At 72.9% G+C, this 23,503-nt stretch carries 18 protein-coding genes; 7 read left to right on the top strand and 11 right to left on the bottom strand.

Annotated features, from left to right (window positions below):
- Window positions 1–192: 192 nt before the first annotated feature.
- The 6 genes from galK to N553_RS20450 form a co-directional block, all read right to left on the bottom strand.
- A complete protein-coding gene (gene galK, locus N553_RS0100805; protein WP_034620435.1) occupies window positions 193–1,416 on the bottom strand; it encodes a galactokinase in 1,224 nt (407 codons plus the stop codon).
- Window positions 1,413–2,606 carry a galactose-1-phosphate uridylyltransferase gene (gene galT / locus N553_RS0100800; RefSeq protein ID WP_034620935.1) on the bottom strand — a complete coding sequence of 398 codons (1,194 nt, stop codon included), beginning with the start codon at window positions 2,604–2,606 and terminating at the stop codon, window positions 1,413–1,415. Before galT ends, galK begins: the two co-directional genes overlap by 4 nt.
- Window positions 2,607–2,608: 2 nt before the next feature.
- Window positions 2,609–3,445, bottom strand: coding sequence for a DeoR/GlpR family DNA-binding transcription regulator (locus N553_RS0100795; RefSeq protein ID WP_028044952.1), 837 nt, complete (start codon window positions 3,443–3,445; stop codon window positions 2,609–2,611).
- 76 nt (window positions 3,446–3,521) lie between these two features.
- A complete protein-coding gene (locus N553_RS0100790) occupies window positions 3,522–4,667 on the bottom strand; it encodes an Mrp/NBP35 family ATP-binding protein (RefSeq protein WP_028044951.1) in 1,146 nt (381 codons plus the stop codon).
- 58 nt (window positions 4,668–4,725) lie between these two features.
- Window positions 4,726–5,277 (bottom strand): DUF1003 domain-containing protein, encoded by a 552-nt coding sequence (locus tag N553_RS0100785; RefSeq protein ID WP_028044950.1) that lies wholly within the window; start codon window positions 5,275–5,277, stop codon window positions 4,726–4,728.
- The gene (locus tag N553_RS20450) at window positions 5,270–6,544 is read right to left on the bottom strand and encodes a magnesium transporter MgtE N-terminal domain-containing protein (RefSeq protein WP_034620433.1); all 1,275 of its coding nucleotides are present in this window, start codon (window positions 6,542–6,544) and stop codon (window positions 5,270–5,272) included. The genes N553_RS0100785 and N553_RS20450 overlap by 8 nt, the downstream gene beginning before the upstream one ends.
- 107 nt (window positions 6,545–6,651) lie before the next feature.
- Between N553_RS20450 and N553_RS20445 the strand changes: the two genes are divergently transcribed.
- Window positions 6,652–7,302 carry a general stress protein gene (locus N553_RS20445; RefSeq protein WP_034620432.1) on the top strand — a complete coding sequence of 217 codons (651 nt, stop codon included), beginning with the start codon at window positions 6,652–6,654 and terminating at the stop codon, window positions 7,300–7,302.
- Window positions 7,303–7,500: 198 nt separating this feature from the next.
- On the opposite strand, the gene N553_RS0100770 is transcribed toward N553_RS20445, so the two are convergent.
- The gene (locus N553_RS0100770) at window positions 7,501–9,024 is read right to left on the bottom strand and encodes an aminopeptidase P family protein (RefSeq protein WP_369796640.1); all 1,524 of its coding nucleotides are present in this window, start codon (window positions 9,022–9,024) and stop codon (window positions 7,501–7,503) included.
- 35 nt (window positions 9,025–9,059) lie between these two features.
- Here N553_RS0100770 and N553_RS0100765 point away from each other — a divergent pair, with 35 nt between their 5' ends.
- Both N553_RS0100765 and N553_RS0100760 read left to right on the top strand, forming a co-directional pair.
- Window positions 9,060–9,902: a PHP domain-containing protein gene (locus N553_RS0100765; protein ID WP_028044948.1), complete on the top strand. Its 843-nt coding sequence runs from the start codon at window positions 9,060–9,062 to the stop codon at window positions 9,900–9,902.
- Window positions 9,899–10,522, top strand: a complete 624-nt coding sequence (locus N553_RS0100760) for a MarC family protein (RefSeq protein ID WP_028044947.1) — start codon at window positions 9,899–9,901, stop codon at window positions 10,520–10,522. The genes N553_RS0100765 and N553_RS0100760 overlap by 4 nt, the downstream gene beginning before the upstream one ends.
- A gap of 71 nt (window positions 10,523–10,593) precedes the next feature.
- Here the strand turns inward: N553_RS0100760 and N553_RS0100755 are convergent, their stop codons facing one another.
- A complete protein-coding gene (locus tag N553_RS0100755) occupies window positions 10,594–12,342 on the bottom strand; it encodes a DEAD/DEAH box helicase (protein WP_369796639.1) in 1,749 nt (582 codons plus the stop codon).
- A 322-nt stretch (window positions 12,343–12,664) separates the two neighbouring features.
- On the opposite strand from N553_RS0100755, the gene N553_RS0100750 reads away from it, so the two are divergent.
- On the top strand, window positions 12,665–13,399 hold the full coding sequence (locus tag N553_RS0100750; protein ID WP_028044945.1) for a ferritin-like fold-containing protein: 735 nt from the start codon (window positions 12,665–12,667) through the stop codon (window positions 13,397–13,399).
- Between the two features lie 100 nt (window positions 13,400–13,499).
- Here N553_RS0100750 and N553_RS0100745 read toward each other — a convergent pair whose 3' ends face one another.
- Window positions 13,500–13,724 (bottom strand): DUF3107 domain-containing protein, encoded by a 225-nt coding sequence (locus N553_RS0100745; protein WP_028044944.1) that lies wholly within the window; start codon window positions 13,722–13,724, stop codon window positions 13,500–13,502.
- A gap of 87 nt (window positions 13,725–13,811) precedes the next feature.
- A complete protein-coding gene (locus N553_RS20440; protein ID WP_034620429.1) occupies window positions 13,812–14,480 on the bottom strand; it encodes a TetR/AcrR family transcriptional regulator in 669 nt (222 codons plus the stop codon).
- 48 nt (window positions 14,481–14,528) lie between these two features.
- Between N553_RS20440 and N553_RS20435 the strand changes: the two genes are divergently transcribed.
- From N553_RS20435 to N553_RS20430, 3 genes are all read left to right on the top strand, one after another.
- Window positions 14,529–15,476 (top strand): DUF3152 domain-containing protein, encoded by a 948-nt coding sequence (locus N553_RS20435; RefSeq protein ID WP_231505128.1) that lies wholly within the window; start codon window positions 14,529–14,531, stop codon window positions 15,474–15,476.
- 90 nt (window positions 15,477–15,566) lie between these two features.
- Window positions 15,567–18,767 carry an ATP-dependent DNA helicase gene (locus N553_RS0100730; protein WP_156043645.1) on the top strand — a complete coding sequence of 1,067 codons (3,201 nt, stop codon included), beginning with the start codon at window positions 15,567–15,569 and terminating at the stop codon, window positions 18,765–18,767.
- Complete coding sequence (locus tag N553_RS20430) at window positions 18,764–22,360, top strand: ATP-dependent DNA helicase (protein WP_081844444.1); 3,597 nt, start codon at window positions 18,764–18,766, stop codon at window positions 22,358–22,360. Before N553_RS0100730 ends, N553_RS20430 begins: the two co-directional genes overlap by 4 nt.
- Before the next feature lie 95 nt (window positions 22,361–22,455).
- Here N553_RS20430 and N553_RS20425 read toward each other — a convergent pair whose 3' ends face one another.
- Entirely contained in the window at window positions 22,456–23,403 is a 948-nt protein-coding gene (locus tag N553_RS20425) for a phosphotransferase (protein ID WP_034620427.1), read from the bottom strand.
- Between the last annotated feature and the right edge of the window lie 100 nt (window positions 23,404–23,503).

Genomic DNA, 23,503 nt, shown 5'->3' with positions numbered 1-23,503 from the left:
CCCCGGGGTGGTGCCTGTGCTCATGAGCTGGTGCGTTGCCGAACGGCTGGTCGGACGGTATCGACCCGGGAGAGGGCTCGGATCCGCCTCGAGGATGATCTGGAACCGCAACCGCGAGTGAGACACTACTGTGCGAACCGCGCTAGCGCGCACACGCCACGTCGCAGGTCACGCCTGCGCGACGGGCGACTCTCAGGCCGCCGGGGTCTGCGCGGTCGCGACGAGGAACGCGGGCGACCGCAGGCCCGCGCTCGTGAACGCGGCGTGCACGGCGCGGGCCACCTCGTCGACCGAGTCAGCCCGGACGAGTGCGATCGCAGAGCCGCCGAAGCCGCCGCCGGTCATCCGGGCACCGAGCGCGCCCGCCGACATCGCCGCGGAGACCACGAGGTCGAGCTCGAGGCAGGACACCTCGTAGTCGTCGCGCAGCGACGCGTGCGACGCGTTCATCAGCGGGCCGACCGCGTCGACCGCGCCCGACTCGAGGAGCGCCACGAACCAGGTCACGCGGTCGATCTCGGTGACGACGTGCCGCACCCGACGCACCTGGACCTCGTCGTCGAGCTTGTCGAGCGCCCACTCCATGCCCCGGGGGTCCACCGTGATCTCCCGGAGGGTCGCGACTCCCAGGCGCGCCGCGGCGGCCTCGCACGACGCCCGGCGAGCGGCGTACTGACCGTCCGCGAGCTGGTGCTCGGCGCGCGTGTCGACGACGAGGAGCGCAAGCCCGTGCGCACTCAGGTCGAAGGGCACGTGCCGTAGCGACCCGTCCAGGCAGTCGAGCAGCAGCGCGTGGCCGGCGCGCGCGCGCAGCGAGGCCGCCTGGTCCATGCCACCCGTCGGGGCGCCGGCGATCTCGTTCTCGGCGCGCACGCACATCGCGGCGAGCCTGCTCCGTCCGGCGTCGTCGGTGGCGCCGGCGAGCCCGAGTCCGAACACCGCATCCAGCGCGACCGCGACCGACGCCTCGAGCGCCGCGGACGACGACAACCCCGCGCCGTACGGGACGCAGGAGTCCACGGCGACGTCGAACCCGCCGACGGCCAGACCGGCCTCGCGCATGGCCCAGGCGACACCGACCACGTAGCCGGCCCACCCGTCGACCGTTCCGGGCGCGACGTCCGCGAGCTCGAGCTCGCGCTGCCCGGTCCGTTCCTGGGCGGAGACGAGCCGGACCCGGTCGTCGTCGCGGCGCCGCAGCGCGACGTAGGTGCGGTGCGGCAGGGCGATGGGCAGGCACAGGCCGCCGTTGTAGTCGGTGTGCTCGCCGATCAGGTTCACCCGGCCCGGGGCCGACCAGGTGCCGTCCGGGGGACCGTCGCCGAAGCGGGCCTCGAAGAGTGCACGGACCCGCTCGGCGCCCTCCTCAGGCGTCCACGCATCGAGCCACGGGACCGAGGTGGCCTCCGCGCTCACGCGATCTCCTGCAGGCGAGCCGCGATCCGCTCGGGGGTGGTGTCGCTGATCCACGCCCCCATGCCGGACTCGACGCCGGCCAGGTACTTGAGCTTGCCCGGTGCCCGCAGGACCGAGAAGAGCTGCAGGTGCAGGCGGGACACGTCGCGCCCCTCGCCGACGGGTGCCTGGTGCCAGCCGGAGATGTACGGGAGCGGGATGGCCTCACCCTCCGGGCCGACGAAGAACCGGTCGAGCCGCTCCAGGAGGGTCAGGTACGTGCGAGCCAGGTCCTCGCGCTCGTCGCCCGTGAGCGACGGCAGGTCAGGGACGTCCCGGCGGGGGGCGAGGTGCACCTCGACCGGCCAGCGCGCAGCGAACGGCACGTACGCCACCCAGTGCTCGGACTCGATCACGATCCGCTCGCCGTGCTCCAGCTCGGCGTCCAGGACGTCGCGTCCGAGCAGACGGCCGGTGCGTGCGGCGTGGGCGCGGGCCTCACCGAGCATCGCCTGCGTGCGCGGCGTCACGTAAGGGAACGCGTAGATCTGCCCGTGGGGGTGGTGCAGGGTGACGCCGATCTCCTTGCCGCGGTTCTCGAAGATGAAGACCTGCTCGATCCCGGGCAGCGCGCTCAGTGCCTCGGTCCGCTGCGCCCAGGCCTCGACGATCGTCCGCATGCGTCGCGGGCCGACTGTCCTCAGGGACGCGGTGGGGTCCGAGGAGAAGCAGATGACCTCGCAGCGGCCGGCGGCCGGCCGGACGGTCCACAGCGGCTCGTCCGAGCGCAGCGTCGGTGCGTCCGGGACGCCCGGGACGGCCAGCAGGGACGGGAACCGGTTCTCGAACACCACGACGTCGTAGTCCTCGGCCGGGATCTCGCCGTCCTGGTAGACCGCACCCGGCTTCGCCGGGGCGAGCGGGTTCGCGTCGGCGGGCGGCAGGAACGTGCGGTTCATCCGGTGGGCAGCCATCGGGATCCACTCGCCCGTCAGCGGGTCGCGGCGCAGCTCGGGCCCGGTCACGGGGCGAGCGACACCGTCCTCACCGACGAGCGGCTCGAAGCGGTCCGGCAGGGGCCGCGGGTCGTCGAGCCGACGGGTCAGGGCGCCCGAGAGGTACGGCTCGCTGTCGTCGAAGTAGAGGAGCTCACGACCGTCGGCGAGACGGGTGGTGGTGACTCGGACGGGCAGTGTCGTCGCGTCGGGCACGGTCACGATGGGGCTCCAGGAAGCGGTGCGGGGGCGGTGCTCGTCGGTGAGCCGAGCGGGTCCACGCTGACGAGCCGGAGCTGGGTCGCTCCGCCCGTCAGGTGGCGGCGTGCGTCCGACGGCAGGGAGTCGTCGCTGATCACGGTGTCCACGTCGTCCAGCGGCACGATGCGGGCCAGGCCGACGACGCCCCACTTGGTGTGGTCGGCAAGGACGGTGGTGACCGCGGCGCAGGACATGAGCGCGCGGTCCGTCGCCGCCTCGGCCAGGTTCGGGGTGGTCAGGCCCGCGGCGTCGAACCCGTGCACGCCGAGGTACGTGCGGTCGACGCGCAGGCTGGCCAGGGTCGAGTCCGCGACGGGCCCGACCAGGGCGTCCGACGGCGTGCGCACACCGCCGGTGAGGATGACCTGGACCCCGGTGGCGTTGTGCAGCACCTCGGCGATCCGCAGCCCGTTGGTCACGACCGTGAGAGGGCGCAGGGCAGGATCCGACGCGATGAGCTCGGCGAGCAGGAAGGTCGTGGTCCCGGCAGACAGTGCGATGGCCTGCCCGGGCTCGATCGTGCCGAGCGCGGCCTGCGCGATGACGAGCTTCTCGGTGCTCGCCCACCCGCGCTTGGCGTCGAACCCTGGTTCGTCGGTGGGTCGCCCCGGCGCGTCGGGTGCTACGGCACCACCGTGGACGCGGCGCACCAGTCCGGCGCGGGCGAGCTCGGCGATGTCCCGACGGACCGTCATGTCCGACACGTCGAGGCTCTCGACCAGGTCTGCTACGCGTGCGGCGCCGTGCGTGCGGACGGCCGCGAGGATGCGCTCCTGGCGCTGGCTGGCGAGCATGTGAACATCGTCGCACAGGGTCGAACAGAATCCAACGAGCGCTCGTGGAGATCGTGCCGCCTGAGCGGGTGATTTCTCACCGCGCCGCGGGGGAGAGCCCCAGCGAGCGGCCGGCCAGCCCACGACGACGACCGGCGAGCGAGCGCGCGACGCCACGCAGGACCTCGGCGGCGGGCGAGTCCGGCTCCGACAGCACCACCGGGACCCCGCCGTCCCCCGCCTCGCGCAGGCGCACGTCCAGCGGGATCTGCCCGAGCAGGGGAACGTCGCTCCCCGTCAGCGTCGACAGGTTGTCCGCGACGCGCTGCCCACCGCCCGAGCCGAACAGCTCCAGCCGCGTGCCGTCCGGCTGCGCCAGCCACGACATGTTCTCGACCACGCCGACGACGTTCTGCCGCGTCTGCACGGCGATCGACCCCGCCCGCTCAGCCACCTCGGCCGCGGCGAGCTGAGGAGTGGTCACCACGACCAGCTCGGAGCTCGGCAGCAGCTGAGCCACGGAGATGGCGATGTCCCCCGTGCCGGGCGGCAGGTCGAGGAGCAGGACGTCCAGGTCGCCCCAGAAGACGTCGGCCAGGAACTGCTGCAGGGCGCGGTGGAGCATCGGTCCACGCCAGACCACAGGCTGCCCCGGCGGCACGAACATGCCGATGGACACGACGAGCACCCCGAACGCCTCCGGCGGCAGCAGCATGTCGTCGACCCGCGTGGGCTGCCGCGTCACGCCGAGCATCCGGGGGATCGAGAAGCCGTAGATGTCGGCGTCGACGATGCCCACCCGCAGGCCGTCGGCGGCCATCGCGACCGCGAGGTTCGCCGTGACCGACGACTTCCCCACCCCACCCTTGCCGGACGCGATCGCGAACACCTTGGTGAGCGACTGCGGCTGCGCGAAGGGGATGACCGGCTCGGAACCGGGGCCGCGCAGCAGCGTGCGCAGGTCGGCGCGCTGCTCCGCTGACATCACACCGAACACCACCTCGACGGCCCGGACCCCCTCGACGGCCGCCGCCGCAGCGGACACGTCACGGGTGAGCGTGTCCTTGAGCGGGCAGCCGGGAGTCGTCAGGTCGATCCCGACCCTCACCCGGCCGTCGCCGTCGGTGAGCTCGATCGAGCGCACCATCCCGAGGTCCGTGATCGGGCGCTTGATCTCCGGGTCCAGGACGCCCGCCAGAGCGGCGCGGATCGCAGCGGTCAACGGGTCGGTCGGCTCGGGCATGTGCCCATCGTAGGTCGGCGAGCCGGCCCGTCCGCCCCGGGTCCGTGGTCGGCGGAGGCTACGGGCGCTGGTTGCGACGAGCCTTCTTGGACTCCTTCGGCCCTTGGTCGGCCTCGGGATCCTTGTCGTCGTCGCGCTCGGCGGTCATGTCCTCGAGCAGCGCGCGCAGCTCCGAGCGGACGAAGTCACGGGTGGCCACCTCGGACAGCGCGATCCGGAGCGCGGCCATCTCGCGCGCGAGGAACTCGGTGTCGGCGAGGTTCCGCTCCGAGCGCTGACGGTCCTGCTCGGCCTGGACGCGGTCCCGGTCCGTCTGCCTGTTCTGCGCGAGCAGGATGAGCGGAGCCGCGTACGAGGCCTGCAGCGACAGGACCAGGGTCAGGGCCGTGAACCCGTTGGCCGCCTGGTCGAACCGGGCCCGGTCAGGACCCCAGTCCAGGTTCCACAGGATCCAGGCGATGCAGAAGATCGTCAGCCAGATGATGAACCGCGGGGTGCCCAAAAACCGGGCGATGCTCTCCGAGATCTTGCCCGAGGCGTCCTCGTCGATCTGCGGTCGGCGGATCAGGACGCGCCGCGTCTCGCGTGGGGTGTCCAGGCGGTCAGCCACGGTGCACCCCCGTGCTCAGCTCGTCGTCCGTCTCGCGCCAGTCCTCGGGCAGCAGGTGGTCGAGGACGTCGTCGACCGAGACCACGCCGAGCAGGCGCCGCTCCTGGTCGACGACCGGCAGCGCGAGCAGGTTGTACGTCGCGAGCTGGCGCGTGACGGCGAGCAGCGGCGCATCCACGGGAAGCGCCTCGATGTCGGTGTCGATGATCGACCCGATCGACTCGTGAGGCGGTTCGCGCAGCAGACGCTGCAGGTGCACGACGCCGATGAACCGACCGGTCGGCGTCTCCAGCGGCGGCCGTGCGACGAACACCATGGACGCGAGCGCGGGGGTCAGGTCCTGGCGGCGCACGTGCGCGAGAGCCGCCGCGATGGGGGTCTCCGGCCCAAGGATCACCGGTTCGGTGGTCATGAGACCGCCGGCGGTGTTGTCCTCGTAGGCCAGCAGTCGCCGGACGTCGCGAGCCTCCTCGGGCTCCATCAGCTCGAGCAGCTCGGCCTGCTGGTCGTCGGGGAGCTCGCCGAGCAGGTCGGCCGCGTCGTCCGGCTGCATCGCCTCGAGGACGTCGGCGGCCCGGGTGCGCGCCAGGCCCTGCAGGATCCCGACCTGGTCGTCCTCGGGCAGCTCCTCGAGCACGTCGGCGAGCCGCTCGTTGTCCAGCGCGCTGGCCACCTCGAGCCGCCGCGTCAGTCCGAGGTCGTGCAGGACGTCCGCCAGGTCGGCGGGCTTGAGGTCCTCGTACTGCGCGAGCATGAGCTCGGCGCCCTGTGCGGCGGACGCCTGCCCGAGGCCCGTGACCTCGTCGACCGAGACCAGCAGGGTCTCGCCGCGGCGGCGCAGGATGCCCGGCCGGCCGGCGGGCCGACGACGGACGAACAGCTTGGAGATCACCCAGTCGCCGTTGCGCTGGAGCTCGATGGCGACGTCCTCGATGTCCGCGACTCCCGAGCCGTCCACGAGCTCGACGGTGCGGTCCAGCAGCTCGCCCACGGCCAGCGTCTCGAACGCACGCTGCTCGAACCGGCGCATGTTCACCAGGCCCGTCGAGATGACCTGGCCGGAGTCGATGGAGGTGACGCGCGTGAGCGGGAGGAACACGCGTCGGCGGCTGCCGACCTCGACCACCAGCCCGACGGCTCGGGGCGCGCCCTTGGGGCGCACCAGCACGACGACGTCGCGCACACGTCCCACCTGGTCTCCGAGGGGGTCGAACACGCTGGTCCCGGCTAGGCGCGCGACGAAAACCCTGGTCCCGACGCTGCTCACGCCGGTCAGCCTAGACCGGAGTCCCTGAACCGGCGTGACCGACGCCGGGCCTCCCGTCGACCGTGACCGGGTGGTCGCCCGAACGACCGCCGGGGGAGGATGACCGCATGTCGTTCTCCAGCTCGGCCCGGACGCCCCGGAACCCGACGCAGCCGCAGGGCGAGACGATCGCGGCCTACGCCACGTACCTCGAGGCCCAGCGCGCGGTCGCGCACCTTGCCGACAAGGACTTCCCGGTTCAGCTGGTCACGATCGTCGGCACCGACCTGCGGATGGTCGAGCGGGTCACGGGACGGCTCTCGTACCCCCGTGCGGCGCTCGGCGGCTTCCTCACCGGGGCGTGGCTCGGGCTGTTCGTCGGCCTTCTGCTCACGTTGTTCTCCACCGACGCGTCGAGCAGCCCCATGTTCTCCGCGATCCTCATCGGTGGTGCCTTCGGGATGCTCTTCTCGGTCGTCACGTACTCCCTGACGAGGCGACGCCGCGACTTCACCTCGACCAGCCAGATCGTCGCGTCGTCGTACGCGCTCCTGTGCCGCGCGGAGCAGGCGAACAAGGCGCGCAACCTGCTGCGGGAGATCGGGGGAGTCCAGTCCGGCTGGCCGGCGCGGCCGGTCACCACCACATCGTCGTCGGGTCCGCCGGCAGCGCAGCCGCCTGCCGCGGAGGCACCCTCCGTGCCGCCGGAGCGGACCGAGCCGCCGAGCGCACCACCTTCTCCGCCGAGCGAACAGCCCGCGCCTCCGCCCGCACCCTGACTCGAGCGGCTCGGCGCTCGCTGCGGCTGCGTCTCGGCTCCAGCCGCGGTGCGTCCGGGTATGCGCTGCGGCTCTCGCGCAGCACGGTGCGCCTCGAGAACAGCGGTGCCAGCTGACCTTCCATCGTGCGCCTCCTGGTGCGTGCGGGACGAGGATCGTCTCGATGCAGGGGTGACGTACGAGGCCGGGCGAGTTCGACTAACCGTTGCGGAGCTTCTTCATCCAGGCCTCGACCGCCGCAGGCTCCCGCGGCAACGCGGCCGAGAGGTTCTCGTTGCCGTGCGCCGTGACGAGCACGTCGTCCTCGATACGTACCCCGATGCCGCGGTACTCCTGCGGGACCAGCAGGTCGTCGGACTTGAAGTAGAGACCCGGCTCGATGGTGAACACCATGCCGGGCTCGAGCACGCCGTCGAGGTAGAGCTCGGCCCGGGCCTGCGCGCAGTCGTGCACGTCGAGCCCGAGGTGATGGCTGGTCCCGTGCACCATCCAGCGACGGTGGTGCTGGTTCTCCGGCAGGAGCGACTCCTGCGCGGACACCGGCAGCAGGCCCCACTCGGACAGGCGTTCGGCGATCACCTTCATGGCGGCAGCGTGCACGTCGCGGAACCTGGCGCCGGGCACTGCGGCAGCGAACGCGGCGTCGGCGGCGTCGAGCACCGCCTGGTAGACGCGCCGCTGCACCTCGGTGAACGTGCCGTCGACCGGCAGGGTCCGTGTGATGTCCGCGGTGTACAGCGAGTCGATCTCGACGCCGGCATCGACCAGCACCAGCTCGCCCTCACGGACATGGCCGTCGTTGTCGATCCAGTGCAGGGTCGTGGCGTGCTCGCCGGCGGCGGCGATGGTCTCGTAGCCGACCGCGTTGCCCTCCTGGCGCGCGTGACCCACGAACGTCCCCTCGATGACGCGCTCGCCGCGCTGATGCGCGATCGCGTCCGGCAGCGCACGGACGATCTTCTCGAAGCCCTCGATCGTCGTCGCGACCGCGCGCCGCATCTGCTCGACCTCGTGAGCGTCCTTGACCAGTCGCAGCTCGGAGAGCGCCTCGGCGAGCACCTCGTCGCGGGCGCCGGCCTGCTCGGCGGCACGGATGTCCTCGACGACCGCCTCGATCGCCTCGTCGACGTCGGGCACGATCCGCAGCTGCACACCGTCCTCGCCGACGTCCTTGGCCAGAGCGTCGCGCAGGTCGTCGATGTGAGCGGTCCGCACCCCGGTCAAGGTCTCGATCTCCTCGAGCGTCGGGCGCGCGCCCACCCAGAACTCGCCGTACCTGCTGTCGGAGAAGAACTCCTCGGTGTCCCGTCCCGCGAGCGGCCGGATGTACAGGACGGCCTCGTGCCCGCTGCCGTCGTCACCGGAGCCGTCCTCCACCGGATGCAGCACGAGCACAGCGTCCGGCTCCTGCTCGGCGCCCAGCCCTGTCAGGTGCGCGAAGGCGGAGTGCGGCCGGAACCGGTAGTCGGTGTCGTTGGAGCGCACCTTGAACGTGCCGGCCGGGACCACCAGACGCTCGCCGGGGAACCGGCCCGAGATCTCGGAGCGGCGGCGGGCGGTCGCGTCGGCAGCCGGGCCACGCGTCACGGTCGACTCGGGCCGCCCTCCCCACCCCGAGGTGATGAAGCGCAGGAACTCGGCGGACGACGGTCGCTGAGACCGGTTGGATCCGCGATCCGCCAGGGGCTGCTCGGCCGTGCTCTCCGCGTTCATGGGCCACATCTTCCCACCCTGGCCGCACCGATACCGTGGGGCCCGTGCGTATCGACCTCCACACCCACTCCACCGCGTCCGACGGCACCGAGGTGCCCGGTGACGTCGTCGCTGCCGCCGCCGCGGCGGGACTCGACGTGGTGGCCCTCACCGACCACGACACGACCGCGGGCTGGGTCGAGGCCACCGACTCGGCACGGCGGCACGGGATCGACCTCGTGCTCGGGACCGAGGTCTCGGCGCGCGCGCACGGCATCAGCATCCACCTGCTGTCCTACCTGCAGGACCCGACCGCCCTGGCACTCACCCACGAGCTCGACAGGACGGCCGAGGCACGCGTGGGCAGGGCCAGGTCGATCGTGGAGCTGCTCGCGCAGGACTACCCCATCACCTGGGACGACGTCGTCGCGCAGTCCCGCGACGCGGTCGTGCTCGGGCGCCCGCACATCGCGGACGCGCTGGTCGAGCGCGGAGTCGTCCCTGACCGCGACGCCGCCTTCGCGCGGCTGCTGCGAGCCGACGGCCCGTACCACGTGCCGCACTACGCCCCTGCGGGCGTCGACGCCGTGCGCGCGATCCGAGCAGCGGGCGGGGTGCCCGTCTTCGCGCACCCGGGCGCCGACGCCCGCGGCGAGATCGTGCCGGACGACGTCTTCGACGCCCTCGCAGAGGCAGGTCTCGCGGGGCTGGAGGTGGACCACCGCGACCACAGCCCCGCACAGCGCACCCGCCTGACCGCGATCGCGCAGCGGCTGGGGCTGTTCGTGACCGGGTCGAGCGACTACCACGGGTCCGGCAAGGCCAACCGCCTGGGCGAGAACCTGACCGGTCCGGAGGTGCTCGCAGAGATCGAGGACCAGGGCACCACGAAGGTCGTGCGCCCGTGAGCGCCGTGATCGACTGGCAGCTTTTCGGGTCCGTCTTCATCACGCTCTTCGTGATCATGGACCCGCCCGGAACCGTCCCGATCTTCCTCGGCCTGACGGCGGCGATGACCCGGCAGCAGCGCAACCGCGCCGCCCGGCAGGCCGTGCTCGTCGCGCTCGGCGTGATCGTCGCGTTCGCGCTGTTCGGGCAGAAGCTGCTCGACTACCTGCACATCACACTCCCTGCCCTGCAGGCGTCCGGCGGGCTGCTCCTCCTGGTCGTCGCCATGGAGCTGTTGACCGGCAAGATGGAGCAGCCGCAGCCCGCCGGCGACGGGAAGGTCAACGTCGCGCTCGTCCCGCTCGGGACCCCGCTGCTGGCCGGCCCGGGAGCGATCGTCGCGACCATGGTGTTCGTGCAGCAGTCCGACCAGACCGCGGCCGACTGGGTGGCGATCGCGCTCGGCGTCCTCGCCGTGCACGTGTGCCTGTACCTCGCGATGCGGTTCGCGAACGTCATCCACCGCGTGCTCGGAGACGGCGGCACCATCCTCGTCACCCGGATCGCCGGTCTGCTGCTCGCCGCGATCGCGGTCCAGCTGATCGCGAACGCCGTCGAGGCGTTCATCAAGGCCGCGTAGCTCCCGCACCTCCGGACGACGAACGGGCACGCACTCCGCGCAGGAGTGCGTGCCCGTTCGTGGTGCTGGTGTCAGGCGTCCGTCGAGGGGACCGGTGCGCTCTCGGTGCTCGCGCTCCCGCTGGCACCGCTGCGCGTGCGCCGGCGGTTCCGGCTGCGTCGCGTGCCGGTGCTCGGACCGGCCTCACCGGTGATGTTCTCCGTCGACGGGCCCGCGGCGCCGTCGGGTGCCGCACTGGACGTCGTCGTGCCCTCGTCGCCCTCGCCACGGCCCCGACCGCGACCACCGCGACGGCGGCTCCGACCCTCGTGGGCCTCGCCGTCGCCGCCTGCGGGACCCTCGGAGCGGGGTGCGCCGCTGCGCGGGGCCGAGCCGGCGCGCGAGCCGCCCGTGCGCTGCTGGTCGGGACGAGCCCCGCCGCCACGCTTCCCGGTCTCGCCGAGGTCCTCGAGCTTCTCGGCACCGAGGCCCTCGCGGGTCTGCTGCGCCTTGGGGAGGCGCCCCTTGGTGCCCTCGGGGATGTCGAGGTCGGTGAACAGGTGCGCCGAGCTCGAGTACGTCTCGATCGGCTCGGGGATGCCCAGGCCGAGCGCCTTGTCGATCAAGCCCCAGCGGGGGATGTCGTCCCAGTCGACGAACGTGACCGCGGTGCCCTTGGCGCCCGCGCGGCCGGTGCGGCCCGTGCGGTGCAGGTAGGTCTTCTCGTCCTCGGGGCACTGGTAGTTGATGACGTGCGTGACGGCCTCCACGTCGATGCCGCGGGCGGCCACGTCGGTGGCGACGAGCACGTCGACCTTGCCGTGGCGGAACGCGCGCAGCGCCTGCTCGCGGGCCCCCTGGCCGAGGTCGCCGTGCAGCGCACCGGCGGCGAAGCCACGCTCGGCGAGGTCGTCGGCAACCTTGGCGGCGGTGCGCTTGGTGCGGGCGAACACGATGGTCAGGCCCCGGTCACGCGACTGCAGGATGCGCGCGAGCAGCTCGACCTTGTCCAGCGCGTGCGCGCGGTAGACGACCTGCTTGATGTTCTTGACGGTCTGGCCGTCATCGTCCGGGTCGGCCGCACGGATGTGCGTCGGCTGCGTCATGTAGCGGCGGGCCATCGCGACGACGGCCCCCGGCATGGTCGCCGAGAAGAGCATGGTGTGGCGGGTGGCCGGCGTCGCGCTCAGCAGGGTCTCGACGTCGGGCAGGAAGCCCAGGTCCAGCATCTCGTCGGCCTCGTCGAGCACGACCGCCTTGACGCGGGACAGGTCCAGGTGGCGCTGCTTGAGCAGGTCGATCATGCGACCCGGCGTCCCGACGACCACGTCGACACCGCTGTTCAGCGCGGCGATCTGCGGCTCGTAGGCACGCCCGCCGTAGACCTGCAGCACGCGGACCGAGCGACGTGCGCTCATCGTGGCGAGGTCGCCGGCCACCTGGACCGCGAGCTCACGGGTGGGCACGACGACGAGCGCCTGCGGCTTGCCGGGCTCGGGCAGCTGGTCGTAGCCCTCCTCCCCGGGGGCGATCACGCGGTGCAGCATCGGGACACCGAAGCCGAGGGTCTTGCCGGTACCGGTCTTCGCCTGGCCGATGATGTCGTGGCCGGACAGTGCGACCGGCAGGGTCATCGCCTGGATCGGGAACGGGTGCGTGATCCCGGCGTCGGCGAGCGCCTGCACGATCTCGGGGCGCACGTCGAAGTCGGCGAACGAGGCCTCGACGGCCTGCACCGAGGACCAGGTGTTCTTGAGCGGGCGGGACATCGGCGCTGCAAGAGCGGAGATCTGGTCGGGCGTGTCGTCGGGCGCGGTCGGGTTGATGTCGGTCGTCGTCACCAAAGGCTCTTCACTGCGAAGGGTGGTGACCCGCGCGCAGTCCGGGTTCACGACGGGCCGACAGCTGGAGTCGGAGTCTCGTCGGATCGTTCCCGGGCGACAGCGGAGCGCACCACGCGATGTGGCCGGCAGCCGATCGTGAAAGGCGACTCGCGAGCGTCTTCCGGACGGGCCGGGGCTGAGCGAGGTGGGTCAGAACTCTTGTGAACGAGACGACCGGGCAACCGAATTACCGCACCAGTCTATCCGACACATGTGCTGTCACGTCCCGGACCCGCCGCACGCCCGCACCAGCCTGCGAGGACCGGACTACGATCCTCGGATGACCACGATCCCTTCGCGACCTGAGAGTGCCGGACGAGCCGTCGGTCACGGCGACAGGAACAGCGCCCTGGAGCTCGCCGACGCGGTCGAGCTCCTCGGGCTCGTCGCGCAGCTCGAGCACGTCGCGTTCGGGCGCCTCGCGGCGGACGCCGCCCTCGCTCCGACCATCGAGCAGCGCCTCGAGCTGAGCCGGTTCGCCGTGGGCGCGGTCGGCCGCCGCGACCGGATCCTTGCCCGGATCGCCGACATCGGCGGCGACCCCGTGGAGGCCGTGCGGCAGTACGACCATGTGCTCGACGACTTCGACGCCCGCACGCCACCCAGCACCTGGTGGGAGCGGCTGCTCAAGTCGTACGTCGGGTACGGCGTCGCGGACGACTTCTGCCGGCTCGCCGCCGAGGGTCTCGACGAGGAGTCGCGCGTGATCGTCCTGGAGGTCCTCGACGACGCCTCGCACGCCGAGCTGGCCGTCGCGGAGCTCGACGCCGCCGGGTCCGCAGACGGCGTCCTCACGGCGCGCCTCGCCCTGTGGGGTCGCCGGCTCGTGGGCGAGGCGCTCGGGGTGGTGCAGCGACTCCTCGTGCAGCGACCGGCTCTCGTGCGGCTCGTCGCGCTGGGGTCCAGCCGGGCATCGGCCGACGACGTCCCTGCGGACGGTTCGCCGACCAAGCTGTTCGGGGAGCTCACCGCTCAGCACACCCGACGCATGGCGCGGCTCGGGCTGACCGCCTGACCCGTCCTGCGCGACGACCCACGAACGCGCACGAGCCCCGGACGTCGCCGTCCGGGGCTCGTTGTTCGTGGCGTGCGTGCGGTGCCGAGAACCGGGACCGTCAGATGTTGCCGAAGCCGACGCGTCCCTTGGTCTCCGAGCCGATCTCGACGTAGCCGAGGCTCGCGACCGGCACGATGACCCGGCGACCGCGGACGTCGGTGAGCTCGAGCGTCGGCCGACCGCTGAGAGCGGCCGCGACGGCGGCACCGATCTCGTCGGGCGTCTGGTCCGACTCCAGGCTGATCTCGCGGGGCGAGTTCTGCACGCCGATGGTGATCTCCACCGTCATCTCTACCGTCCTTCTCGAACTGTCGGTACTCAAGCTTTGTCCACGCCAGACCGGCGGTCTGCCGGGGCACATCGTCCGATCCTAGGCGTCCTCGTAGAGGAAGTCGGGCCGGATGAGCGCCGAGACCCCTCCCCAGGCCAGCTGCGTGACCAGCTCGACGGTGCGTGCGGGCGCCACGTCGTCCGGCTTGCGCAGCCGGTGCGTCGCCGCACCCTGCGCCATCGAGATCAGCGAGACCGCGAGAAGGCCGGCGTCCTCGAGCGACAGGGCCGTGACCTCGGACAACACCGTCGTGATCCGCAGCGCCGCCTGCGAGGACGCGTGCTCGACGCGGGCGCGCACGTCGGCGTCGTGCGTGACGTCGGACTCGAAGAGCAGCACCGACGCCTCTCCTGCGCCGTCGACGAACATCACGTACGCCTTCACGATCGCCGCGATGACGTCGCGCCCGTCGCCCCGCCGGACAGGTCCCTGCTCGATGCCCGCCACCGCCGCGTCGACCGCGACGAGCAGGTCGGTACCGCGCAGGTCGACGACCGCGAGGTACAGGTCGAGCTTGGACGGGAAGTGCCGGTACAGAACCGGCTTGCTCACCTGTGCGCGCTCCGCGATGTCGTCCATGGAGACGTGGTGGAAGCCCTCGGTGGAGAACAGCTCCTGGGCGATGCGGAGCACCTGCGCGCGCCGCTCGTCGCGCGCCATCCGCGGGCTGCGCGGGCGAGGGGTGGAGTCGTCAGTCCCGGCCGTCATCCCGCGATGGTAGCGACGCCATGTGTCAACGATGCGACGATGTGTGACGTGACGAGGAGCGGCGCAAGCCGGAACGCCGATGAGACCGTGCACAGGAGTCGCCGTGCGCGGCGCCGTCGTGCAGCCCAGCGGCGGCGCGGACCGCTGGCCCTGGCCGTGACCCTCGGGCTCGTCGCCGGGATGGGCAGCGCGTTCGCGGCGGCCACGAACCCACGCACGGCGGGCCTGTTCGGGGGATCCGCCGGACAGGCGGTCAGCGCGTCCGACGTGGCGGGCGCGGGCGGCGCGGACGAGTCCGCCATCGACCGGACCTCCCGGCAGAGCCGGTCCTCCGCGAACCGACCGTTCGACGAGCCGGACGTGATCGTCGCCCCGCCCACGGCGGCCGATGTCGTGGAGCCGGCGCCGAGCGTCATGGCCCTGCCTGCGGGTCTGACCGCCGCAGACGTCGAGTCGGGCTTGTTGTCACCCGACGTGCCCGAGGTCGCCGGAGGCACGTTCGTCGTCGTCCCCGGAAGCGACCCCGGACCGGGAACGGGACCCGTGCGGACCGTCCGTGTCGAGGTCGAGCACGGGCTCGCGGTGGACGGAGCAGCGTTCGCCGCGACCGTGATGGCCACGCTCAACGATCCCCGCAGCTGGGGCGGGGACGGCTCGATGTCGTTCGCCCGCACCGACGGCGACGCGGAGCTCCGTGTGGTGCTCGCGTCGCCCCAGACGGTCGACGAGCTGTGCGCGCCGCTGGAGACCGGCGGTGAGGTCTCGTGCGGACGCGGGGGCCGTGCCGTGCTCAACCTGCGACGGTGGGTCCACGCGACGTCCGAGTACGCCAACGACAAGACCGCGTACCGGCAGTACCTCGTGAACCACGAGGTCGGGCACCTCCTCGGGCACGGGCACGAGAAGTGCGCCGGAGCGGGGCAGGTCGCCGCCGTCATGCAGCAGCAGTCGTACAAGGCCGCACCCTGCCAGCCGAATCCCTGGCCGTTCCCGTAGACGCGGGTCGTGCGACTGGCGCCGACCCGATCGAGCGCCGGTGGCGGGTCGTGCGCGACCCTGTCAGTGGGCCGTGATGGACTCGTCTGCGTGACCACCGCGACGCCCTCCCTGCGCCTCGTGCGCCCGGCGTTCGCAGACGTCCCGTCCTCCGGCCCCGGGTCGCTGGTCCAGCTGGACCCCGACCAGGCCGCTGCGGTCGCAGCCGTCGCGCGTGGCACGGATCCGGCTCTCCTCGTTCTCGGAGCCCCTGGGACGGGCAAGACGACGGTCGCGATCGAGTCGGTCGTCGCGGCCGTGGACGCCGGTCTGGACCCGCACGGGGTGCTGGTCATCGCCGCAAGCCGCCGCGCCGCGGCGGACCTCCGCGACCGGCTCTCGGCCCGCCTGCGGGCAACCTCGGGGCGGCCGCTCGTGCAGACGGCGGCGGCCGCGGCGTTCTCCGTCCTGCGCGCACGCGCGACGCTCCTCGGCGACCCGCCGCCCACGCTCGTCTCCGGGGCCGAGCAGGACCTGATGCTGGGCGAGCTGCTGGCGGGGCACGCGGCCGGTGAGGGCGTCCCGCTGGCCTGGCCCGCCGAGGTCCGGCCGGACGTCCTGAAGCTGCGCCCCTTCCGGGACGAGCTGCGCGACCTGCTCATGCGGGCGGCCGAGCGTGGTGTGCGTCCGGCGGACCTCGCGCAGCTCGGGCAGGTGTACGGCCGGCCGGCCTGGGTCAGCGCAGCGCGTCTGTACGAGGAGTACCTGGACGTCGTCGAGCTGCGCACGGGCACGCCGGACCTCGGGGCGCGCCTCGACCCCGCTGTGGTCGTGGACGAGGCGGCACAAGCGCTCCTGGCCTGGGAGGACGAGGTCCCCGGTGGCGTCCGCCCTCGCTGGAGCCTCGTCGTGGTGGACGACCACCAGGAGAGCACGTCAGCCACGGCACGGTTCGTGCGCGCGCTCGCCGACGACGACGCCCGAGTCGTCCTCCTGGGAGATCCCGACGCCGCGGTGCAGACCTTCCGGGGCGCCGCGCCGTCGCTCGTGGGCCGCGCCGTCGTCACGGGAACAGGTCCGGGCGAGCTCGGGGCGCGCACGACGACACTCTCGACGGTGTGGCGCCACGACGACGCCATACGGCAGGTGGTCGAGCGGGTCACCGAGCGCATCGGCACCGTCGGCGTCGTTCGCCACCGGCTTGCGACCGCTGCCGGACAGGGCGGCACGGGAGCGCGCGTGGCGCTCCTGCCGAGCACCGCGCAGGAGGCTGCGTACATCGCCCACACGCTGCGCACCGCACACATCGAGCAGGGCGTTCCGTGGGCCGACCTGGCGGTCATCGCGCCGACCGGTGCGCAGGTCACGGCCCTGCGGCGCGCGCTCGCGGGCGCCGCGGTGCCGGTCAGCGTGCTGGGCAGCGACGTGCCGTTGCGCGATGAGCCTGCTGTCGCACCTCTGCTCGACGCCATGCGGGTGTGCGTGGGCGCCGTGCCGCTCGATGCCAGCAGCGCCGCCCGGCTCGTGTGCTCGCCGCTCGGGGGCCTGGACGCCGTGGGGCTGAGGCGCGTGCGCCGTGCGCTGCGCGCCCACGAGCTCGCCGCCGGCGGCGGACGTGCGAGCGACGTGCTCCTCGTCGAGGCGCTGAGCGGCCAGGCCCCGGAGGAGCTGCCCCTCGCGGCGCGGCCGGTGGTCCGACTGGCACGTGTCCTGGCCGCCGGCCGGGCGGCCGTCGCGCGTCCCGACGCCGACGCGCAGACGGTGCTGTGGGCCCTGTGGGACGCCGCCGAGCAGGCAGAGACGTGGCGCAGGTCAGCGCTCGCCGGGGGCGCCGCCGGCGAGCGGGCCGACCGAGACCTCGACGCGGTGCTCGCACTCTTCCGTGCCGCAGAGACGTTCGTCGACCGGATGCCACGCTCGACGCCCGCCGCGTTCGTCGACTGGTTGCAGGCGCAGGACCTGCCGTCCGACTCGCTGGCCGCTCGGGCGCGACGAGCGGCCGTCCAGGTCCTCACTCCGGCCGGGGCGGCCGGACGCGAGTGGGAGGTCGTCGTCGTCGCCGGGGTGCAGGACGGCACCTGGCCCGACCTGCGCCTGCGCGACTCGCTGCTGGGTTCGCAGACGTTGGTGGACATCGTGTCCGGGCGTGCCGGTACCTTCTCGGACCCCGGGCGAGAGGCTGCCGAGGCCCGCCAGGCCGTGCTCGCCGACGAGCTGCGGACGTTCGCGGTCGCGTGCTCGCGCGCCAGGACGTCCCTCGTCGTCACGGCCGTCGAGGACGTCGACCACCAGCCGTCCTTGTTCATCGAGCTCGTGGAGCCCAACGAGGACGACGTCGACCCGCGTCGGACCAGTGCGCCCTCCCCGCTCGACCTGCGTGGGCTCGTCGCCCAGCTGCGCGCCCACCTCGAGCAGTCGACGCTGGACGGCGTCGAGCCCGACCCGGCCGCGGTGCGGACGCTGGCACGGCTCGCCGCGGCCGGCGTCGCCGGTGCCGACCCGGAGGCGTGGCTCGGCCTGGCAGCGCCGTCGAGCGACTCGCCCCTGTGGGCGGCCGACGAGCGGGTGCCGGTGTCGCCCTCGAAGGTGGAGACCGCACAGCGCTGCGCCCTGCGCTGGGCGCTCGAGTCTGCCGGCGGCACCGCCTCGGCGAGCGGCGGCCAGAACCTCGGCACCCTCCTGCACGCGATCGCGCAGGAGCACCCGCAGGGGACCGAGGCCGAGCTGTCGGAGGCGCTCGATCGCCGGTGGGGCGAGCTCGGGCTGGGGACGGGATGGCCCGCGATGGCGACGCGACGGCGAGCGGACGCGATGGTGCACCGGCTGGCCGGCTACCTGAGCTCCGCCGGGGCGCCGCTGCTGGTGGAGGGGGCGTTCTCGCTCGAGACGGACCGTGCGTCGCTACGTGGCAGCGTCGACCGCATCGAGCAGGCGCAGGACGGCACCGTGCGTGTGGTCGACCTCAAGACGGGTGCCAGCCCGCCGAGCGTGGCCAAGGCGGCCGAGAACCCGCAGCTCGGTGCCTACCAGCTCGCGGTCGACGCCGGCTCGTTCGCGGACCTGCCCGCTGGTGCGACGAGCGCCGGAGCGCAGCTCGTCTTCCTCGGGACAGGCGTGTCGGCCACCACGCGTGCGCAGCCGCCGCTCGGACCCGAGGACGACGAGCCCAGCTGGGCACGGGTGCTCGTCGACCAGGTAGCGGACAAGATGGCAGCGTCCACGTTCGAGGCGACCACGAACGACCTCTGCGACAGGTGCCCCGTCCGACGCTCCTGCCCGGTGCGCGGCGAAGGTGGACAGGTGGTCGCATGACCAGCTCGATCACGGACCGGATGGCTCCGGTCGGAGCGCCCCCGCTGCTGTCGGCCTCGCGGATCGCCGAGCTCGTCGGACAGCCCGCCCCGACCGACGAGCAGCGCCGCATCATCGAGGCTCCGCTGACCCCGTCCCTCGTGGTCGCCGGTGCGGGGTCCGGCAAGACCGAGACGATGGCGGCCCGAGTGGTCTGGCTTCTGGCCAACGGCGTCGTGCAGCCCGACCAGGTGCTCGGCCTGACGTTCACCCGCAAGGCGGCCGGCGAGCTCGCGGAGCGGGTGCGCAAGCGCCTGCGCACGCTCGCTCGCGCAGCCGCTGTCCAGGGCGTCGTGCTCGCGGACGGGGCCTCAGCCGGCGCGGCCGACGCTCTCGTGGGCCTCGCGCGGCCGACGATCTCGACCTACAACTCCTATGCGGCCTCACTCGTCGCCGACCACGCCCTGCGGCTGGGCCTCGACCCGTCCGCACGCCTTCTCGGTGAGGCCGCCCAGTGGCAGCTGGCCAGCGACGTGGTCGAGGCGTGGAGCGACGACCTCGACACGGACGCGGCGACGTCGACCGTGACCGAGGCCGTGCTGACTCTCTCCGGTGCGCTCGACGAGCACCTTCTCGACCCGTCCGCTGCGCGCGCCGCGATCGAGGACATCATCGACGCGCTGCTGGCGACTCCCGCGGGCACGCCACCGAGAGAGCCGTACGCCGAGGTCAAGAGGCTGGTCAGGTCGCTGGGCGAACGCGTCCGCGTGCTGGACCTCGTCGCCGAGTACCGGCGACGCAAGCGTGCCTCCGACGCGATCGACTTCGGGGACCAGGTCGCGCTCGCGGCACGGCTCGCGCTCGACGTGCCGGAGGTCGGCGCGGGGGAGCGGACGCGGTTCCGGGTCGTGCTTCTCGACGAGTACCAGGACACGTCCTACGCCCAGCTGACGCTGCTCGGTGCCCTCTTCGCCGACGGTCACCCGGTGACCGCCGTCGGCGACCCGCACCAGTCGATCTACGGCTGGCGCGGCGCCAGCGCCGGCGGGCTCGAGGGCTTCCCTGCGCAGTTCCCGCAGGTCCACCCGGACGGGAGCCGGACACGAGCGGACGTGCACCAGCTGTCGACCTCCTGGCGCAACGACTCACGCATCCTCGAGGCCGCCAACCTCGTCGCCGGCCCACTTCGCGCGGCTGCCACGAGGGTCGAGGTCCCGGTGCTCTCCGCACGCCCCGGTGCCGGCGAGGGGCGCGTGCACGGGTACGTGGCCGCGACCATCGAGGACGAGGCGACCGCGGTCGCGGCGTTCGTCGCGGAGCGGTGGAAGCCCTCCGTCGGCGGCTCGGGACGGGTCAGCGCGGCGGTGCTGTGCCGGAAGCGCTCGCAGTTCGAACCTCTGCGGCGTGCGCTGCGGTCCCGCGGTCTGCCGGTCGAGGTCGTCGGGCTCGGCGGCCTCCTGTCCGCGCCCGAGGTGGTGGACCTGGTCGCGGTGCTGCAGGCGGCGCACGACCCCTCTCGGGGTGACGCGCTCATGCGCCTGCTCACGGGAGCCAGGACCGCCCTTGGTGCGGCTGACCTGCACGCCCTGGCTGCGTGGGCCGGGGAGCTTGCCGCGCGGTACACAGGTTCGGCGCGGCAGCGGTCCGGGCGGTCCGACAGTGCGGCGGCGGCGCAGCCGGTCAGCGACGTCGAGTCGCCTCAGGGTGAGGCCGTGGTCGTCGAGGCGGACGCCGTGGACGAGCGCAGCATCGTGGACGCGCTCGACGCGATCGGCGAGCTGCCGGAGTCCGGCTGGACGAGCCGCAGCGGTCGGACCCTGAGCGCCACAGGGCGGGCGCGGCTCGTCGAGCTCGCCGGGCTGCTCAGGGTCGTGCGCTCGCACACGTACCTGTCGGTGCCCGAGCTGGTCGCGGAGGCGGAACGCCTGCTCGGGCTGGACATCGAGGTCGCCGCCCGCGCCGGCACCCCACCGGGCCGAGCGCGAGCCCAGCTCGACGCGTTCCGCGACGTCGCCGCAGAGTTCGCACGGTCCGCGGACCATCCCACCCTGGGCGGTTTCCTCGCCTGGCTGGAGGCGGCCGACGCCAAGGAGCACGGGCTCGACATGCCGGTCTCGGAGCCCGACCCCGATGCGGTCCAGCTCATCACGGTGCACGCGGCGAAGGGGCTGGAGTGGGATGTGGTCGCGGTCGCCGGTCTGGTGGACGGTGGTCTGCCCGCCACCGCGACGCAGGGCAAGGACGGGCCGAAGGACTCGGCCTGGCTGACCGGGCTCGGCTCACTGCCCTACCCGCTGCGCGGTGACCGGCACGACCTCCCCGACCTCGCCTACGCGGGCGCGGCGGACCCCAAGGAGCTCGAGGAGCGTCGGAAGGACTTCGTGCTCCGCGCCGGGGACCACCAGGTGGCCGAGGAGCGCCGGCTGGCCTACGTCGCCCTGACCCGCGCCAGGACGGACCTGTTCCTGACCGCGGCATGGTGGGGCGAAGGATCCCGCGCGCGAAAGGTCTCGACGTTCCTGAACGAGCTCGCGGAAGCAGGGATGGTCGAGCTCGATGCATGGGACCCCGCACCGGTCGACGGTGAGGAGAACCCCCGTGCCGCGCTCGTCCTGTCGGCGACCTGGCCGTCGGACCCTTTCGCGACCGACGGGGGGTCGACGCGACGCGCACACGTCGAGCAGGCCGCGCACTGGGTGCGGACGGCGATCCAGGCGCCCGCGCACACCGACGCGATACCGGGCACGCACCCGTGGGACCTGCTGGCGTCCCGGCTCCTGGCAGAGCAGGAGCGCGTCCGGACGCCCGCGGGCTCGGTCGAGCTGCCCTCGCACCTGTCCGCGTCGGCGCTCGTCCGACTGGAGAGCGATCCCGTGGAGTTCGCTCGACACCTGCGCCGCCCCGTCCCGGCCGAGCCGTCCCCGCAGGCGCGGCGCGGCACCCGGTTCCACGCCTGGGTGGAGAGCTGGTACGGCGCTGCGTCCCTGGTGGACGTCGACGCGCTGCCGGGCGCCGACGACGACACGGCGGCGACGGACCTGGACGTGCAGGCGCTGCAGGAGGCCTTCCAGACCTCCGAGTGGGCGCACCGGTCGCCGATCGCGATCGAGGTCGACGTCGAGACTCCGATCGACGGATACGTGGTGCGCTCGCGGATCGACGCAGTCTTCGTGGATCCGGAGGCAGACCGGTCTGACGGTGTGGTCGTCGTCGACTGGAAGACGGGGAGTCCACCCAAGGATGCGGCGAGCCGTGCCGCACGTGAGGTGCAGCTAGCCGTGTACCGGCTGGCGTGGTCGCGGTGGACGGGCATCCCGCTCGATCGCGTTCGCGCCGCCTTCTGCTACGTCGGCTCGGCGACGACCGTCTACCCGGAGCGCCTGCTCGACGAGTCCGAGATCACCGCGCTGCTGCGTGGAGCAACCACCCGCGACGTCTCCCTCCCCGGTCGAGCCGACCGCACCGCACGAGCGGGCACCAATCGCGCCGATCGTCGGGACAACAGCACCGCGCGGACGCAGTCCGGCTGGGCTGGACGCAAGCCCCGTCGCGACGTGCAGGAGCCGACGCTCGACCTGGGCGACCTCGTGGGCGAGTCCGCGGCTGACCGCTGACGGCAGCCGACCTCGGACGGACTGCTGCTGACAGCAGCCGTCCTCGGACGGACTGCGTCAGCCGTGCGTGCGTAACGGGTGCATGCGCACGACGGTCACGCCATCTGGCGTTCGGCCCCGACCTCGTCGAGAGCCCGCGTGCTGTCATCGAGGTCGACCAGCATCGCGACAGCGTCGTCGATGATCTCGACGTCGTTGGTCCGCACGCCGTAGAGCAGCCAGCGGGCCAGTGCGAGCTCACCCGCGAGCAGCGCCCGGTCCACCAGGTGCGGGTCGATGAGCTCGGTCCGACGGAGCTGGTACGCCTCCATGATGGAGTCGGCGGCGTCGCTCGGGGCTGCGACGAGCAGCCACGCGAGGTCGTCGGCGGGGTCTGCCACGCAGGCGTCCCCCCAGTGCAGGATCCCCGACACCGCATCACCGACGACGATGACGCGCTCGGCGCTGAGATCACCGTGCACGACCGTGGGCCGGAACCGCCACAGGGCGACGTCCTCGAGGCGGGCCTCCCATCGGCGCAGGAGCGCGGGCGGGACCTTTCCTGTGCGTGCAGCCTCGTCGACCTCGGCCTGCCGGCGCTGCCGGTACGCGGACGGGTCGTACACGGGAAGACCAGCGTTCTCGACGATGCTCGTCGGGAGCTCGTGCAGTGCGGCGAGCGCACGGCCGAGCGACGCAGCGAGGCCAGGACCGGGGTGCAGCTGCTCGAGCTCCAGCGGACGACCGGGGATCTCGAGGTGCACCGTGGCTCGTCCACCCTCGGTCAGGTGGGCGAATCCTGCGGGAACCGGAACCGCGAAGGGCAGGTGACCGGCATCTGCCGCGGGGCCCAGCTGCCCGAGCAGGACGGCCTCCGCCTCGAGTGCGGCGCCTGCGGCGGCGTGCTGCGGCGCGCGAACGACCCAGCGCTGCCGGGTGGAGTCGATGACGACCGCCGTGTCGTAGTCGGTGCCGGGTCGAAGAGGTCGGCGGACGTCGAACGCGTCAAGGCCCGGCACGGCAACGGTTGCCAGTGCGGCCAGGGCGAGGGGGGAGCGGACCACCCCGCAAGGATAGGAGCGTCGCTCCGTGCATCCCGCGGAGCCGCGCGGCGTGTCTGCGTCCGAATCGTCACCTTGCCGGTCGGAGCACGACTTGCGAGCG

Origin of the sequence: Cellulomonas sp. URHE0023 (assembly GCF_000688475.1) — a bacterium.
In the GTDB taxonomy this organism is placed as follows: domain Bacteria; phylum Actinomycetota; class Actinomycetes; order Actinomycetales; family Cellulomonadaceae; genus Cellulomonas.
This window is presented reverse-complemented; position numbering and strand designations above follow the sequence as displayed.